At 34.2% G+C, this 16,026-nt stretch carries 15 protein-coding genes; 9 read left to right on the top strand and 6 right to left on the bottom strand.

Annotated features, from left to right (window positions below; translation table 11 throughout):
- Positions 1–11: 11 nt before the first annotated feature.
- The 4 genes from gcvH to lpdA all read left to right on the top strand — a co-directional run bounded on the left by gcvH (position 12) and on the right by lpdA (position 4,754).
- On the top strand, positions 12–395 hold the full coding sequence (gene gcvH, locus NBE98_RS06490; RefSeq protein ID WP_250813784.1) for a glycine cleavage system protein GcvH: 384 nt from the start codon (positions 12–14) through the stop codon (positions 393–395).
- 29 nt (positions 396–424) lie between these two features.
- Positions 425–1,765: an aminomethyl-transferring glycine dehydrogenase subunit GcvPA gene (gene gcvPA / locus NBE98_RS06485; RefSeq protein WP_250813783.1), complete on the top strand. Its 1,341-nt coding sequence runs from the start codon at positions 425–427 to the stop codon at positions 1,763–1,765.
- Between the two features lies 1 nt (position 1,766).
- The gene (gene gcvPB / locus NBE98_RS06480; RefSeq protein ID WP_250813781.1) at positions 1,767–3,218 is read left to right on the top strand and encodes an aminomethyl-transferring glycine dehydrogenase subunit GcvPB; all 1,452 of its coding nucleotides are present in this window, start codon (positions 1,767–1,769) and stop codon (positions 3,216–3,218) included.
- Between the two features lie 141 nt (positions 3,219–3,359).
- Complete coding sequence (gene lpdA, locus NBE98_RS06475) at positions 3,360–4,754, top strand: dihydrolipoyl dehydrogenase (protein WP_250813780.1); 1,395 nt, start codon at positions 3,360–3,362, stop codon at positions 4,752–4,754.
- Between the two features lie 33 nt (positions 4,755–4,787).
- Here the strand turns inward: lpdA and NBE98_RS06470 are convergent, their stop codons facing one another.
- From NBE98_RS06470 to NBE98_RS06450, 5 genes are all read right to left on the bottom strand, one after another.
- Positions 4,788–5,291 (bottom strand): hypothetical protein, encoded by a 504-nt coding sequence (locus tag NBE98_RS06470; protein ID WP_250813779.1) that lies wholly within the window; start codon positions 5,289–5,291, stop codon positions 4,788–4,790.
- Between the two features lie 10 nt (positions 5,292–5,301).
- Positions 5,302–6,615: a PLL family lectin gene (locus NBE98_RS06465; protein WP_250813778.1), complete on the bottom strand. Its 1,314-nt coding sequence runs from the start codon at positions 6,613–6,615 to the stop codon at positions 5,302–5,304.
- A gap of 137 nt (positions 6,616–6,752) precedes the next feature.
- Positions 6,753–7,313 carry a beta-class carbonic anhydrase gene (locus NBE98_RS06460; protein ID WP_250813777.1) on the bottom strand — a complete coding sequence of 187 codons (561 nt, stop codon included), beginning with the start codon at positions 7,311–7,313 and terminating at the stop codon, positions 6,753–6,755.
- A gap of 111 nt (positions 7,314–7,424) precedes the next feature.
- On the bottom strand, positions 7,425–8,078 hold the full coding sequence (locus NBE98_RS06455) for a YsnF/AvaK domain-containing protein (protein WP_250813776.1): 654 nt from the start codon (positions 8,076–8,078) through the stop codon (positions 7,425–7,427).
- Between the two features lie 86 nt (positions 8,079–8,164).
- The gene (locus NBE98_RS06450; RefSeq protein WP_250813774.1) at positions 8,165–8,755 is read right to left on the bottom strand and encodes a YsnF/AvaK domain-containing protein; all 591 of its coding nucleotides are present in this window, start codon (positions 8,753–8,755) and stop codon (positions 8,165–8,167) included.
- Positions 8,756–9,027: 272 nt separating this feature from the next.
- Here NBE98_RS06450 and NBE98_RS06445 point away from each other — a divergent pair, with 272 nt between their 5' ends.
- From NBE98_RS06445 to NBE98_RS06435, 3 genes are all read left to right on the top strand, one after another.
- Positions 9,028–10,074, top strand: coding sequence for an MBL fold metallo-hydrolase (locus NBE98_RS06445; RefSeq protein WP_250813773.1), 1,047 nt, complete (start codon positions 9,028–9,030; stop codon positions 10,072–10,074).
- Positions 10,075–10,127: 53 nt separating this feature from the next.
- Positions 10,128–10,289 (top strand): hypothetical protein, encoded by a 162-nt coding sequence (locus NBE98_RS06440; protein ID WP_250813771.1) that lies wholly within the window; start codon positions 10,128–10,130, stop codon positions 10,287–10,289.
- Positions 10,290–10,510: 221 nt separating this feature from the next.
- Positions 10,511–11,017, top strand: a complete 507-nt coding sequence (locus tag NBE98_RS06435) for a sterol desaturase family protein (protein WP_250813769.1) — start codon at positions 10,511–10,513, stop codon at positions 11,015–11,017.
- Positions 11,018–11,065: 48 nt separating this feature from the next.
- On the opposite strand, the gene NBE98_RS06430 is transcribed toward NBE98_RS06435, so the two are convergent.
- Positions 11,066–12,904 (bottom strand): PAS domain-containing sensor histidine kinase, encoded by a 1,839-nt coding sequence (locus NBE98_RS06430; protein ID WP_250813767.1) that lies wholly within the window; start codon positions 12,902–12,904, stop codon positions 11,066–11,068.
- A 222-nt stretch (positions 12,905–13,126) separates the two neighbouring features.
- Here NBE98_RS06430 and NBE98_RS06425 point away from each other — a divergent pair, with 222 nt between their 5' ends.
- Together NBE98_RS06425 and NBE98_RS06420 are read left to right on the top strand one after the other, a co-directional pair.
- The gene (locus NBE98_RS06425; RefSeq protein ID WP_250813762.1) at positions 13,127–13,606 is read left to right on the top strand and encodes a hypothetical protein; all 480 of its coding nucleotides are present in this window, start codon (positions 13,127–13,129) and stop codon (positions 13,604–13,606) included.
- Between the two features lie 129 nt (positions 13,607–13,735).
- The gene (locus tag NBE98_RS06420) at positions 13,736–16,024 is read left to right on the top strand and encodes a type IA DNA topoisomerase (protein WP_250813759.1); all 2,289 of its coding nucleotides are present in this window, start codon (positions 13,736–13,738) and stop codon (positions 16,022–16,024) included.
- Positions 16,025–16,026: the final 2 nt, after the last annotated feature.

The following is a 16,026-nucleotide window of genomic DNA, read 5'->3' as shown; positions in this document are numbered from 1 at the left end:
GGGAATATGAAATGAAGGTTTTAAAAGATTTACTTTATTCAAAGGAGCATGAATGGGTTAAGGTTAAGGGAAAAAAGGCCTACATTGGAATAACTGATTATGCTCAGCATGCTCTAGGAAGCATTGTCTATGTTGAGCTTCCGGAGGTTGAAGCAGAGTTTAGCGCAGGAGAAGTTTTTGGTGCTGTAGAATCAGTTAAAGCAGCTTCTGATATGTTTACTCCAGTTAGTGGTACGGTGCTGGAAGTTAACGATGCAGTAGTAGATGATCCAGCCTTAGTAAATGAAAATGCTTTTGAAAACTGGATGATAATTATAGAAATGTCAGATAAGTCAGAGCTTGAAGATTTATTGACATCAGAGGAATATGAAGATTTTTGCGATAAAGAGGAATAGGAGTTAAATGAGCTTAAAGGAGGTTGCGTATGTTTCCTTATATACCTAATACTGACTTAGACCAAAAGAAAATGCTTGAAGCTATTGGAATGTCCAGCACTGAGGAATTATTTAAGGATATACCTGAGGGTGTTCGATTAAAGCGAAGATTGAACATAAATGCTCCTATGTCTGAACTTGAAGTTGGCAGAGAAATTAAAAGGCTCTCAGAAAAAAATCTTAATGATGAAGATTTGGTATGTTTTTTAGGGGCTGGTTCATATGACCACTATATACCGTCGGTTGTAAAACATATAACAGGAAGATCAGAATTTTATACCGCGTACACTCCCTATCAACCTGAGATAAGCCAAGGTACTCTTCAAGCAATTTTTGAGTATCAGACCATGATTGCAGAGCTTACCGGCATGGAAGTTTCCAATGCTTCGATGTATGATGGCGCTACAGCTTGTGCTGAGGCAGCTATGATTTCTATGGAAAGCACAAAGAGAAAGAATATTATAGTTTCTAAAACTGTTCATCCAGACACTAGAAGAGTGCTTGAAACCTATGTTAGATTTCATGGCGGCACCCTTATGGAGGTGGATTATCAGGAGGGAGAAACCGATTCCGAAAAGTTAAGAAACTTAGTGGACAAGAATACAGCCGCAGTTATAGTTCAAAATCCAAATTTCTTTGGAATAATAGAAAATTTAGCTGAGGTTGAAAAAATAACTCATGAAAATAAGGCGCTCCTTGTTATGAAGGTTGATCCAATCTCGCTAAGTATTTTAAAAACTCCTGGAGAAATAGGAGCAGATATAGTTGTTGGAGAAGGTCAAGCTTTAGGAAATGCTATGAATTTTGGAGGACCTTATTTAGGTTTTATGGCATCAACTTCAAAGCTTATGAGAAAGATGCCTGGAAGAATAGTAGGTCAAACAGAAGATGTAGATGGTAAGAGGGCTTTTGTATTAACCTTACAGGCTAGAGAACAGCATATAAGAAGACAAAAGGCAACTTCCAATATATGCTCCAATCAATCCTTAAATGCACTTGCAGCTGCAGTTTATATGTCAGTTATGGGTAAGGAAGGGCTTAAGGAGGTTGCAGAGCAATGCTTGAGAAAATCTCATTATGCCTATAATCAACTCATAAAATCAGGAACTTGTAAGGCTGTATTTAATAAACCATTCTTTAAGGAATTTGTGGTTGAAACCGTAATCGATTCAGCTACTGTTAGTAGTGAACTTCTAATGGATGGAATTTTAGGGGGATATCCATTAGAAAATAACTACCCGGACATTAAAAATTGCCTCTTATTCTGTGTAACCGAAAAGAGAAGCAGGGAAGAAATCGACAGGTTAGTAAGAGTTATGGAGGTGATATAGTATGAAGGAATATAACAAGCTTATATTTGATCTATCAAAGGAAGGAAGAAAAGCTTATACACTTCCAAGCTGTGATGTGCCTGAGATAGATGGAGAAGATTTAATTCCAGAAGAATTTTTAAGAAAGAAACCTTTAGAGCTTCCTGAAGTTAGCGAAGTTGATGTTATAAGGCACTATACTTTGCTTTCAAATAAAAATTATGGTGTTGATTCAGGTTTTTATCCGCTTGGGTCCTGTACAATGAAGTATAATCCAAAGATAAATGAAGATATGGCTTCAAATCCTCGCTTTGCAAATGTTCATCCATATCAGCCGGAGAGAACTACTCAAGGAGCTCTAGAGCTTATGTATAGCCTTGAAAGAAAACTTGCTGAAATAGTTGGAATGGATGGATTTACACTCCAGCCAGCAGCAGGAGCTCATGGAGAACTTACTGGTCTTATGATTATGAAGGCATACCACGAAAGCAGAGGAGAAGAAAATAGAACAAAGATAATATGCCCGGACTCTGCGCATGGCACTAATCCTGCCAGTGCTGCTGTTGCGGGTTACGATGTAATAGAAATAAAATCAGATGAAAATGGAGCTGTTGATTTAGAAAATTTAAAGGCTGTTTTAGGCAAAGACACAGCAGGACTTATGTTGACTAATCCAAGTACTCTTGGATTATTTGAAACTAATATAAGTGAAATTGCAGGACTTGTTCATGAAGCAGGAGGTTTATTATATTACGATGGAGCCAATACAAATGCCATTATGGGTATAACAAGACCAGGGGATATGGGCTTTGATATTGTCCACTTAAACCTTCATAAGACCTTCACTACACCGCATGGCGGAGGAGGTCCAGGGAGTGGTCCTGTTGGTGTTAAGAAAGAACTTATACCATATCTTCCTGTGCCTTTTATAAAAAAGGAAGAGGATAAATACTTACTAAGCTATGATAAACCTCTTTCAATAGGGAAAATAAAAAGCTTCTACGGAAACTTTGGAATGCTTGTTAGAGCCTATACCTATATTCTTACTATGGGAGCAGAAGGGCTTAAGAAAGTAAGTGAGACCGCTGTGTTAAATGCTAACTATATGAAAGAAAAGCTTAAGGATTATTATATTTCCTTAGATACTGTATGCAAGCATGAGTTTGTTTTGGCTGGTTTAAAGGATTATGGAGCAGGAATCTCAACTTTAGATGTAGCAAAGAGGATTATTGACTATGGCTATCATCCACCAACTATATATTTTCCACTCATAGTTGACAGTGCAATTATGGTTGAGCCTACTGAAACAGAGAGTCTTGAAACTTTGGATGCTTTTGTAGATGCAATGATAAATATTGCAAAGGAAGCTGTAGAGAACCCAGAGCTATTAAAGAAAGCACCTCACAATACGCCTGTAAGAAGAGTGGATGATGTTAGGGCTGCTAGAACTCCTGTTTTAAGATATAGCAAATAGGTTAGGTAAAACTACCGCTGCAATATATAAAGTATGTTAATTGACTAAGGTATACATGAGATAAGAAAAGCGTTGGATTCATGTATACCTTGTTTTATATGAATAATATATGCTAGAACAAATAAAAAGAAGGTGAAAAAAATGGACAAGGATTTAATAGTTATAGGTGGCGGACCCGGTGGATATGTGGCTGCAATAAGAGCTGCTCAGCTTGGTGCAAGAGTATGCTTGATTGAAAAGGATAGGCTTGGTGGTACATGTCTTAATAGAGGCTGTATTCCAACCAAGGCCCTTTATAGAAATGCAGAAATAATAAATACCTTAAGAAACATAGATGAATTTGGAATAAGTATTCCAGGTTTTGATATTGACATAGAAAAAGTGCACTGTAGAAAACAATGTATTATTGATCAGTTGGTGGGTGGAGTAACCCAACTTCTAAAGGCCAATAATGTTGAAGTTATTAATGGAATTGCTGTATTTAGGGACAAAAATACAGTTGAAGTTTCAAGAGAAGATGGAAGTACAAGTGAATTAAGTGCTAACAATTTTATAATAGCTACAGGCTCTGCATCAGCTATTCCTCCAATTGAAGGTGCAGATCAGGAAGAGATTTATACTAGTGAAGATATACTTAATTTCAAGAGCATACCAAGCTCTCTCGCAGTAATAGGTGGTGGAGTTGTAGGTATGGAGCTTGCCTGTGTATTTAATGCAATGGGTACAAAGGTTAGCGTAGTAGAATACATGCCAAATATTTTAGGACCTACAGATAGTGATATCACAAAAAGGCTAACGGCAGCTTTAAAGAAAAAAGGTATGAATATAAACCTATCTACTAAAGTAAACAAAATAGAAAAAAGCTTTAATGGGTATGTTGTATATGGAGAAGGTAAAAAAGGTGACGTAAAGATTGAAGCTGAGAAGGTACTTATTTCAGTAGGGAGAGTTCCTGTAGTAAGCGGGCTTAATCTTGAAGCTATTGGCATAGACTATGATAGAAAGGGGATTAAGGTAGACTCTTACTGTGAAACGAATGTAAAAGGAATCTATGCTGTCGGTGATGTAAATGGGAAAATAATGCTGGCCCACGTAGCTTCACATCAAGGTATTATAGCTGCCGAGAGGATTATGGGAGCAGATTCTTCAGCTTTAAATTATGTGGTACCAAGCTGCATATTTGTTTTTCCAGAGATAGCTTCAGCCGGCTTAACTGAAGACGAAGCTAAAAGACAGGGCTTGCCTTATAAAATAAGCAAGTTTATGTTTGGTGCCAATGGCAAGGCACTTGCACTAGGTGAAGGAGAAGGCTTTATTAAGGTAATAGCTGTTGATGATGCTATAGTTGGAGTTCATATTATGGGGCCGCATGCTTCTGATTTGATTCATGAGGGTACTTTAGCAATAGCTAATAATATGAAGGTAGGTCAAATAAAAAATACTATCCACGCACACCCTACTCTTTCTGAAGTTTTTTTAGAAGCTGTTATGGGGCTATCAGGTGAGGCTATACATTTAGTTCCTCACAAAAAATAAAATAATGAGGACGGAAAAACCGTCCTCATTATTTTATTCAGCACCTCTGCACAAAACAATTATTTTATAAGGAGTTGTTTGAGCAGGAATACTTTTTGTAGAAGGTCCATACACAACAATTAGATTCTTGTTTGCAGGATTCCTTCTAAATGGTTGATCATTAGTAAGTAAAATTTCAGTAGAAGAAGAAAGATTTAATTTTAAATTTTCATCGCTGCTTATAAGCTGACTGTTAAAATAATCTACCTTTATATTTTGCGTTGGTGAGATCTTAGACATAACAATGGCCTCGTATTGAGGTGGATAAATGAGGATTACAGGTTTATTTGCATCGTAAAAGCCCGTTACTTCATCCCCTGTAAATATTGCTTCATGATTTACGAAATAAGTGTTAGGTGCTGCTACAAAATTTACTATACTTCCTTCCTTGTTTTCAAGAGTTATCATCTTATAGCAGCCGGAGGTTTCCTCGTTTTGCCCTTGCCTGAGATCAGTTATTTTTGTTACAAAACCAGAAAAGTTTTTAAACTGTGCCATATTTACCTCACTAATCTCTCCAAATATGCCATAAAGAATTATTTGTGCCTCTTGCAAAAACGTCAGTTCTATTAGGTCCCCAGGAAACTGCAGCAGGATCTGAATTTAAAGTTCCACCAAGGTTTTGCCAATCGCTCCAGCGAGAGCCGTTCCATGTCCTTGTAATTAGCTGATTGTTTGTGCCTCTTGAAAATATTTCAAGTCTGTTAGCTGCTCTAGAGGATACAGCAGGAGCAGAAGTTAGGTTGCCTCCAAGATCTTCCCAATCGCTCCAACGAGAACCGTCCCACCACTTATGATACAGTCTGTTACCCTGACCACGAGCAAACACGTCTATTCTATTATTTCCCCAAGAAACAGCTGCAGGTGAGGAAGTCAGGTTGCCGCCAAGGTTTTCCCAATCACTCCACCTAGAACCATTCCAGAATTTATGGTAAAGAGCATTATCAGTACCACGAGCAAAGGTATCGATTCTGTTAGGTGCCCAAGAAGATGCAGCAGGAGCAGAAGTTAGGTTGCCTCCAAGGTCTTCCCAGTTGCTCCACCTAGAGCCATCCCAATATTTATGATACAATGCATTGTTTGTTCCTTTTCCAAATACATCAATTCTATTAGGTCCCCAGGAAACAGCAGCGGGAGCAGAAGTTAAAGTACCGCCAAGCTCTTCCCAATCACTCCAGCGAGAGCCATTCCAGAATTTATGATACAATGCATTATTTGTTCCCCTTCCGAAAACATCGAGCCTGTTAGATGCCCATGAAGCAACTGCTGGTGCCGAGGTTAAGGTTCCTCCAAGGTCTTCCCATCTGCTCCATCCACCCGGAGTTGGCTTAGGCACTGGTGGGGGAACAGGAATAGAAGTGCTGTTTCTAAGAGTAAATTCTATTACATCTCTAAAGGTGCTGTTGATTATATTATTAGGAACCCCTGCACGACGAAGGGAGTTGAAAATAACCTGGTTACTTCTTCTAAAGTCATTAAAAATAGCAATAGTTCTTTGATTTAGGTTACCAGTATTTTTTGAGGCATTATCCAGTGTGTAATTGATAGCAGTTCTAAAGTAGCTGTCTACTTGATTTCTGGGCACTCCGTATCTAGTAAAGTTTCTAAAAAGCTGAGGTTGTTGATCATTAAGCAATCGAAATATCCTGTTTACCTCTTGCTGTGGTGCTCTAAAGTCATAGTCATCTAGCTCATAGTAATCATTAAAGTCAAAACTATCGTAGTCGTAGTTGCTATCAAATTTTCTCATTTGATAGTTGCAATATGGACAAATTGTTGGTTGAGTACAATAAGGACAGTAGAGAAATTGATTGTTGTACATTTAAATTCTCCTTTGAAATTTGCTGCGGTTACTAACCTCACCAATAATATTTTATGATTCGGCAGGAGAAGTGTTACAAGTATTAAATAAACGCTGCCTGACTCCTTAAAGCAATTTGCTAAGGAATCAGGCAGCGCTTATTTGTATCCATTAACTACAATTTCAAGCTTTCCTGTTTTGGGATCTATTATTAAGCCATGAACTATTAAATCCTTTGGAATAAGTGGATGGTTTTTAATTAAACCTACACTTTCTTTTATAGATTCTTCAACAGAATCAAAACCATGCAGCCATTTCTTTATATCTATACCTGCATTATTTAAGGTTGTTATAACATCTTTTGATACACCTCTGGAGATTATTTTTTCTATAGTTTTATCTACATTTAAGTTGCTCATGCCGCAGCCGTGATGGCCAATTACTAAAACCTCATCTGCTTCAAATTCATAAACTGCAACAACAATACTTCTTATAATACTTCCAAAGGGATGCATTATAGAAGCTCCGGCATTTTTAACAAATTTAGCATCTCCATTTTTAAGATTTAGTGCCTTTGGTAGAAGCTCGGTTAATCTAGTATCCATACAGGATAAGACAACCAACTTCTTGTTTGGTTCCTTTGAAGTTATGTATTTATCGTATTCTTTGTCTTCAACAAAAGACTTATTAAAATCTAGGATTTCTTGTAGTTTGCTCATCTCTTACCCTTCCTCGCAGTAAAATTTTCTAAACTTTATATAATTATAACTCAAAAGTTTAGAATAAAAAATATAAGAAGATATCCTGAAGTTAGATATCTTCTTGATTTTCTATGATAAATCAGGAGTTTTAATTTCTTTATCAATGATTTTAGCTGAACCTTCATAGTCAATTTTTAAATTTTCTTTTTTTATAGTTTCTTCAATACATTTGTTTTCTTGAAACTGTTCAATATGATAGGTTACATCCTCTAAAGCCACAGGATGCTTTACAATTTCAACTCTTTCTTCCTTTATAGGGATTCTAATAGTCTCCGCCTTATCATCAATCATAGATTTTTTTTCTATTATTAAATCCTCATGAGTAATAGGTACAGTAAAAGTTTTTTCTTCGGTATAAATTTCCTTATGCATATTAACTTCTGCTGTTTGTACTCTCTTTTTAGTTATATCTAAACGTTCCTCATGAAGTTTCAGTTTTCCACTGTTAGCTGAAGATTCAGCTATATTGGGTTTGTTTATTGTGGAAAAGTAAGAAATTAATCCACTGATTACAACCCCAACTACTATGCCTACAAGAGTTCCGGTTACAATTGCATTCATAGGTACGACTAAAAATATAGAGGAAACCACTGGGATAATTAATAGGCCATATTCATGAAGAAAGCCTAGGAGAGCTCCTATAATGCTACCCGATACTACGCCAATAATAATTGCTTTTGATAAGCTTTTATTTTCTTCTTTATGATAAGAGTTATTAATCATATTAAGACCTCCAGAGTTGCTTAAAAACACCCCTTAAATCTTTTCATGATTTAGGAGGTGTCTTACTATTACATAAAATGTTCTTACTAGGACCAGCTGTTTGAATTATTATTGTCATTATTATTATTATTATTATTATTATTATTATTATTATTATTATTATTAGATTTACTATTTTCGTTAGTTATAATAGGATTGCCATTCTTATCAATTTTAGCTTCTTCTCTTCTTAAAGTTTCTTCTACCTTTTGTGTTTCTTCAACATTACGCTTATAAGCAGAAACTTCTTCTGTTACTACAGTATGCTTTCCAACTTCAACTTTTTCTTCTGTTACAGGAATTCTAATAGTTTCCTTGTCGCTGTTATCGATATTATCGCAACCACAGTCAGAACATGAGTTAATTGAGGAATCTGATGATTGATTATTGACTGGTCTTCTTTCTATTACAACTTCTTCATGAGTAACAGGAACATTAACTGATTGTTGTTCTTCTACTACTTCCTTACTTAGTATAACTTCACCAGTTTGCACTTTGTCCTTATTTATATCAAGTTCTTCCTTTTTTAATTGAAGAGTCCCCTCTTGATTTTCATTCTGATTGTTTTTATTTGTATTTTTGCCAGCTTGATTATTTTCATTATCATCAGTACCAAATATTGATCCGAATATGCTCATAGTTATTACCTCCAGCTTTATTTTAATTCTTATTACGAATTTATTCTGCCCTTTAAAAATGAGTAATATCCTAATTAGAAACTGGTAGTAAAGCTATATGCATCCAATTAGTTTTGATAGAGTTATGTTATATTTAAGCTTGCAACTTGTAATAATATATAAGAACCTTAAATTTGAATATATTAATAGGTAATAGAATGAAAAAACTATCTAAAACTATAAAGATACTACTTACTTTAATAATTATTATATTAATTGGAGGCTTTATTTTTATGAAACAGCCACAGTTTGGAAAACAATCTACAGGTGAAAGGTTAGAAAGAATAAAAAAATCTCCTAACTACAAAGATGGTAAGTTTCAAAACCTGGCTAAAGTTTCTGAAATGGGAGGAGAAAGCAGCTTTAACATATATGGAATGCTTAAAGAAATTTTCTTTAATAGAAATGGAAAGCGAATGCCTCCAGACAAACTTCCATCAATTAAGATAGATTTGAAAAATTTAAGGCCTGAAGATAATATAGTAATTTGGCTTGGTCATTCATCATTCTTTTTACAGCTTGATGGCAAGAAAATGTTAATCGATCCTGTTTTGGACGGATATGCTGCACCTACAAGCATATACAATAGAAGTTATAAAGGAAGCGATGTATATTCTGCAGAGGATTTCCCTACCATAGATTATCTTCTTATATCACATGATCATTATGATCATTTGGATTACCAGACGGTTATAAAATTGAAATCAAAAATTAATAAAATCATAACAGGTCTTGGAGTTGGAGCACACTTCGAGCATTGGGGCTTTGATAAAAATATTCTAATAGAAAAGGATTGGTATGAAGCTGCCAGCTTAGGGGAAGGATTTAAAATTATTTTTACTCCTTCAAGACATCGATCAGGAAGAGGCCTAAAATCAAATCAAACTCTGTGGGGTTCGTTTGTAATTAATACACCTAAAACAAGGCTTTTCTATAGTGGAGATTCAGGTTTTGGAGCACATTTTAAGGAAATAGGAGATAAATATGGTCCTTTTGATTTGGCTCTAATGGAATGTGGGCAATACAGCAAGTATTGGAAACAGTCTCACATGATGCCTGAAGAAGTAGTTCAGGCTGCTATAGATTTGAAGGCAAAAAAAATGATACCAGCGCATTGGGCTAAATTTACCTTATCAATTCATGATTGGGATGAACCAATAAAGAGAGTTCTAGAGGAAAGCAGAAAAAGGAATCTGCCTTTACTGCATCCCATAATTGGTGAAAAAGTAGATATAAATCAAACTGAAACTACTGAGGAGTGGTGGAAGAAGGTAGAATAAAACCATTTGTCACGGGAAAAATAAGAATATAATGGAGAAAGGGGCATGAGACTATGGATAATGACAAGAAGAAAAAACACGAAGTTGCTATGGAAGATGCAAAAGAAATGCTTGATAAGGGTATAGGCATGAGTGAAATATCAAATTCAACAGGGCTTAATGAAAAAAATATTAACAAAGCTAGGAGAAAGCTTAAAGATGAGGGCTTGATATAAAAGATAATAAGAGGGAGTGTATTTCGTATATTTGAAATTCACTCCCTCTAATTATTATTGAAGTATTGTACTAAGACGATGTAAAAAATCTAGAATTTAAATAATATGCAAATACATATATAAAGTATAGAAAAATATCTGATAATAAGTTATAATTGATAACAGTTATTAATAATGTAGAATATGATAATAATGCGATAAGGATTAAAGGTGGGATTTTTATGCTATTATTGATTGTAATATCAGCTTTTTTATACGCTTCTTTAGTGGAATACTGCCTTCATCGATTTGTGCAGCATAAATCCTATGAAATGGAACATATAAAGATACATCATAAAATATTTCATGGTGTAAAGTCTTATGAGATAGATAATGCGAAAGCGGAGGATATTCTTTTAGATGCTAGAGGAATTTTGTTAAATGGAAGCTTATATCTAATTCCTGCTAGCATAATATTTTATGAAAATAAGTTTAATGGGATTTTATTTTTTGTGTTCTGTCTGCTTTATAATCTTTGGGAAGAGTATGTCCACCTTTATTCTCATAAAAGTTCAAATGTGTTTATAGAAAAGCTTAAAATATTTAAAAGACTAAAGGAGCATCATAGGGTTCACCACTACATCTATAATTCAAACTATGGTATAGGCACCACTTTGTGGGATATTGTGTTTAGAACGAAAAAGCTTGCTGATAAGAGGCGAGAAGCTATAATGAGCAGAGAGAGATAACAAGAACCCAGCAATTTATCTAAGTAATTGCTGGGTTCTAAATTTAGATTAGGAATATATATCAGAAAACTCAAGGCTTGCCCGTTCTATAATTCTATCATCAGACAAATTTTCGTTTACTAAGTTATCATCACATAATTTAACTGGCAGCTGAATAGTGAATTCACTGCCTTTTCCTAAGTGGCTTTTAGCTTCAATCATGCCTCCATGCATTTCAACAAAGGATTTTACTAATGAAAGACCGATACCGCTTCCCTCATGATTCCTAGTAAAAGTCTTGTCCACTTGCCTGAATCTCTCGAAGATAAAATTCAGTTTATCCTCAGGAATGCCGATACCAGTATCCTTTACTGAAATTTTTACGTAATCACCCTCATCTAACATGTTGACTACAATCTGACCATTAGGATTCGTAAATTTTAAGGCATTTGAAAGCAGGTTAAGGATAATTCTTTCTAGCTTATCAGGATCGAGAGCTATTATTTTTTCCTCGCAGTTCGTATCAAAAATCAACTCAATTCCCTTGTTTTCTGCAAAATCAACAACAGACATTGTTATGTCCTCAACCACACTTATTATGTTGCAATTTTTCATATGAGGAACTAAAAAACCAGCATCTGCTCTTGTTATATCAAGAAGATTATTAATTAGTCTCGTTAATCTGTAACAATTCTGCTTCATTATCTTTAAATATTTGTCTTTATTTTGCATAAGCTTGTCCTGATCCTGAATAGCCAAAAGCTGTACTGAAGAAAATATAATATTTAAAGGAGTTTTAAGTTCATGTGAAATATTAGAGAAAAAATCTGTTATAAACTTGTTATACTCTCTTGTTTCATTTAACAATTGTACGTTTCGTTCAACGTCCTTCTCTAATACCAGAACTTGTTTCTCTGAGGTTATATCACGCAGTATAGTAAGGATAGTTGCTTGTCCTTCATAAATAAAGCAAGTAGAAGTGTTCTTTACAGCCACAGTTGTTCCGTCAACAATGTTTATCCTCTGTTCAAAGGATAAAACCCCTGTTTCATCTCTATATATACTGCTATATTTATTCTCTATTTCGCACTTCTCATTCTCTGGCACAAAATCCATGATAGAGGTATTAGATAGTGTACTTAACTGAAATCCAGTTAGCTTAGCTGCGCTGTCATTGGAAAAGATTAATTTATTATTTCTGTGAACAAATATGGCATCATTACTGTTATTTATAAGTAGGTTATAGCATATTTCGCTATTAAAAATCATTTTTTCTATCTGTTTTCTTTTTAGTTCTTGTTCAGTTAGTTTTATATTCAGTATTTGAAGTTGCTCTGTTTTCTTGTTTAAATTTTCATTTTGAAGCTCAGAATATCTTCCAAGGGCCCAGGCGGCTAAAACGAGAGAACCAGCAAGTATTATATCATTTTCAAAGTATATATTTACTGAAGCTGAAGGTGCAAAGATTAGGTCTATTGTAAGTACTATAACTGAAGAAATTGAAGCTATTAATAATCCAATCTTAGATCCTAATTGAATAATAGAAGATATTATTACGAATAAAAACAAAAATTTAAACTGACTTTTGTATGCACCTGATATAAGAATTAAAATTGTAAAGAGAGTTATAAAAACAAGGTTTTCTACTAAAATCATATTTTTACAATATTTATTACGTTTAGGATGCAAATAAAAATAAGACCAAATTAAGTACATAACAAGCATAATTGGCGTAAAAATATAAAGTATAATATGAATATATTCTTGAGGGGCTATATTTAAAATAGAATTTCCATTATGAATAACTCGGTATAAAATGATAATTATGCTAAAGTATAATACTCCTAGTTTAACAACTCCTAAAATACTATTTATATTTTTTTCACCATCATTTTCGTTGTAATTCATACCAATCTCCTAGATTTAAAGGTTTAATAAGATATTTGCAAATTTCTACATAAATTATTATAACATTACTTTATATAAACATAAATGGGAAAACATGTAGTAAACTTCTTTTATTTTACATAATGTTACATAGAATAACCTATATTCCATTTTAATTCAACAAGATTTATGCTATAGTTATTAATATATATTGATTTTCATGATATTAGGAGTAATAAAACTATGGTTAAAATACCCTTAATAGAAATGTTTATAAGATTATTACCAGAAGGCTTTCTTTTTATGTTTGCAGCATATGTTTTAACTAGAGCTAGTTTTGATAGAAAAAAGTATATGGTATCTGTTATTTTATTAACTCTGGGAGGTTTTTTAGTAAGAAGCCTTCCTATTCATAATGGTATACACTCCATATTGATTCTAGTATTATTTATAATCCTTTTAGTTTATATTAATAAGATTAGTGTTATAAAAGCTATTCGTGCAGGTGTTATAACTATGCTTATAATGTTTATTAGTGAAGGAATTAACGTGGCAATAATACAGTTTATCTTGAAAAAGGATGTTAATGTCATTTTTAAAGATTCGATACTAAAGAACATATATGGTATACCATCACTTATAATCTTTTTCAGTGTTGTAGCATTATATTATTTCTCTACAGCTCGAAAGAAAATGTGTAAAAATATTTGTGATAATATATAGATGTAAATTTGTAATATAAACAATTACAATTGGACCGGTGCTATCCGGTCTGATTTTTTATGTTGATAATAAAAAAGTAAAGTGATATCATTTAGTTGCAAAATTTGTATGTAATAGAGGTGCCAGTTAATGTCTAAGAAACTGATAATAGCAGAAAAGCCTAGCGTTGCAAAGAATATAGCTGAGGCGCTTAATATAAAAGTAAGAAAAGACGGATATCTTGAAGGCCAGGATTATATAGTATCATGGGCTTTCGGACATTTACTGCAGCTCTATGATGCTAAAGATTATGATGAAACTATGGCAGCTTGGAGGATGGAGAAATTTCCTTTTATACCTCAAAGCTTTAAGTATAAGATTAAGAGCGATTCTAAAGATAAGTCTAAGAAAGACAGCGGAGCAAGTAAGCAAGTTAACATAATTAAGCACTTAGTACTAAGAGATGATGTTGAAGCAGTTATATCAGCCTGTGACTTTGACAGAGAAGGTCAAATAATAGGTGACATTTTATTAAAATATTTAAGAGTGAGTAAACCTATATATAGATTGCTACTTAATGAATGGACACCTAAGGAAGTTATAGCAGGTTTGAGCAAGCTAAAATCCAATGGAGTTATGAAACCCATGCAGGATGCGGGAATAAGCAGGCAGTGGGCAGATTGGGTTATAGGAATTAATTTAACCTCTGTTGCAACCTTAAAGTATCAAAGGGGTATGGGTAAGCCTTTGAATATAGGAAGAGTTATACTTCCAACTCTTAAGATTATTTATGATAGAGATAAGGAAGTTGAAAGTTTTGTACCAAACGATTACTTTAAGCTTCAAGCAACCTTTAAGACGGAGAAGAATGCTGAATATGATGGCTTTTATACCGTAAAGGGAGAAGAAAAATTTAGCGATAAGAATCAGCTTCAAGAGATTCTAAAAAACTTGAAAGATAAAAATGGAGTTATTGTAGATAAGGAAATAGACAAGAAAAAGGAATATCCGCCGTTTTTATTTAACTTATCTAACTTGCAAGGATTTATAACTAGTAAAAACAAGGGTTGGACTTCTGATAAGGTACTTAAGGTCGCACAGGGGTTATATGAGAAAAAACATATAACTTATCCGAGAACAGCAAGCTCAGTACTTGAAGAAAGTTTGGTAGGAAAGGCTAAGGAAGTATTAGAACTACTAAAGAAAGGGTTGCCTTTTGAAGAGGAAATTCAGTTTAAAGTAACAAAAAGAGTCTTTGATAACTCAAAAGTAGAAAGCCACAGTGCTATAACTCCTACATATGTCCTGCCAAAGATGCTCTCTCCAGATGAGGCTATTGTATATAATGCAATAAAGAACAGGTTTATAGCTCAATTCATGCCTGTAGCCGAGGTTGAAGAAACTAAGATAACTACTAGAGTAAATAATATAGATTTGGAGGGTGTTTTTATATCTAAGGGTAAGGTTCAAATAGTGGAGGGCTGGAAAAAGGTAGAGAAGATTGAATCAAAGGATGTAATCTTACCTTTTGTTAATGTGAATGAACCTGTTCAATTAGTGGGGGCAAAGGTAACCACGCATAAAACTACACCACCAAAGCATCATATTGAAAAGACTTTGCTTAGGGTTATGGAAACCTGTGGGAAGAAATTTGAAAATGAGGACAGCAGCGAAATGATGGCTGCTATACTGAGCGGCTTCAGTATAGGAACACCTGCAACCAGGGCAGAAACCATAAAAAAGCTAAAGGATATAGGCTACATCTATAGCAAGGATAAATTTTTAATATGTACTGAACTTGGAAGAAGGATGGTGGAAAGTTTTCCTATTAAAGAGCTATTTGACTTAGAGTATACGGGAAGGCTTGAAAAAACTTTATCTGACATTGAAAAGGAAAAGTTCAAGAAAGATGACTTTTTAAAGCACGTATTTGATTTTGTAGCACAGTCTGTAGAAGCTATAAAAAGAGATAGACCAGTGATTTTAAAGGATAACTCTCAAAAGGCCAGTTCTTATGATAAAAACAAAGAAGCTGCTGAGGAACAACCAAAGTCTGCTAGACAAAGTAGAACGAAAAAGCAAGGGGACTCAGCAGAGAAAAATGATAAGGCTGCTTCACCTGGAGAAACAAAAATTGAGACCTTTGGTAAATGCCCTGTTTGCGGGCATGATATTATAGAAGGACAAAGAGGCTTTGGCTGCAGCAATTGGAAAAGCGGCTGCAAGTTTGTTATCTGGAAGGAAGATGAATTTATAAAGTCTTTAAAGAAGAAGGTTACAAAGACAATGATTAAGAAGCTTCTAAAGGATGGTAAGGCTGAAATTAACGGCATTACAAATAAAGATGGAACAAAATTTGATGGTTATATTAGTTTTGTAAAAAATCCTCAGACTAATAATTTTAGCTGGAGGATTACAGGAAAGGATAAAATATCGTGAGT

The organism is Clostridium swellfunianum (genome assembly GCF_023656515.1).
Lineage (GTDB): Bacteria > Bacillota > Clostridia > Clostridiales > Clostridiaceae > Clostridium_AT > Clostridium_AT swellfunianum.
This window is presented reverse-complemented; position numbering and strand designations above follow the sequence as displayed.

Coding starts and splice junctions, on each gene's coding strand:
- gcvH (WP_250813784.1), top strand. CDS start 12: ATGAAGGTTTTAAAAGATTTACTTTATTCAAAGGAGCATGAATGGGTT.
- gcvPA (WP_250813783.1), top strand. CDS start 425: ATGTTTCCTTATATACCTAATACTGACTTAGACCAAAAGAAAATGCTT.
- gcvPB (WP_250813781.1), top strand. CDS start 1,767: ATGAAGGAATATAACAAGCTTATATTTGATCTATCAAAGGAAGGAAGA.
- lpdA (WP_250813780.1), top strand. CDS start 3,360: ATGGACAAGGATTTAATAGTTATAGGTGGCGGACCCGGTGGATATGTG.
- NBE98_RS06470 (WP_250813779.1), bottom strand. CDS start 5,291: ATGGCACAGTTTAAAAACTTTTCTGGTTTTGTAACAAAAATAACTGAT.
- NBE98_RS06465 (WP_250813778.1), bottom strand. CDS start 6,615: ATGTACAACAATCAATTTCTCTACTGTCCTTATTGTACTCAACCAACA.
- NBE98_RS06460 (WP_250813777.1), bottom strand. CDS start 7,313: ATGAGCAAACTACAAGAAATCCTAGATTTTAATAAGTCTTTTGTTGAA.
- NBE98_RS06455 (WP_250813776.1), bottom strand. CDS start 8,078: ATGATTAATAACTCTTATCATAAAGAAGAAAATAAAAGCTTATCAAAA.
- NBE98_RS06450 (WP_250813774.1), bottom strand. CDS start 8,755: ATGAGCATATTCGGATCAATATTTGGTACTGATGATAATGAAAATAAT.
- NBE98_RS06445 (WP_250813773.1), top strand. CDS start 9,028: ATGAAACAGCCACAGTTTGGAAAACAATCTACAGGTGAAAGGTTAGAA.
- NBE98_RS06440 (WP_250813771.1), top strand. CDS start 10,128: ATGGATAATGACAAGAAGAAAAAACACGAAGTTGCTATGGAAGATGCA.
- NBE98_RS06435 (WP_250813769.1), top strand. CDS start 10,511: ATGCTATTATTGATTGTAATATCAGCTTTTTTATACGCTTCTTTAGTG.
- NBE98_RS06430 (WP_250813767.1), bottom strand. CDS start 12,904: ATGAATTACAACGAAAATGATGGTGAAAAAAATATAAATAGTATTTTA.
- NBE98_RS06425 (WP_250813762.1), top strand. CDS start 13,127: ATGGTTAAAATACCCTTAATAGAAATGTTTATAAGATTATTACCAGAA.
- NBE98_RS06420 (WP_250813759.1), top strand. CDS start 13,736: ATGTCTAAGAAACTGATAATAGCAGAAAAGCCTAGCGTTGCAAAGAAT.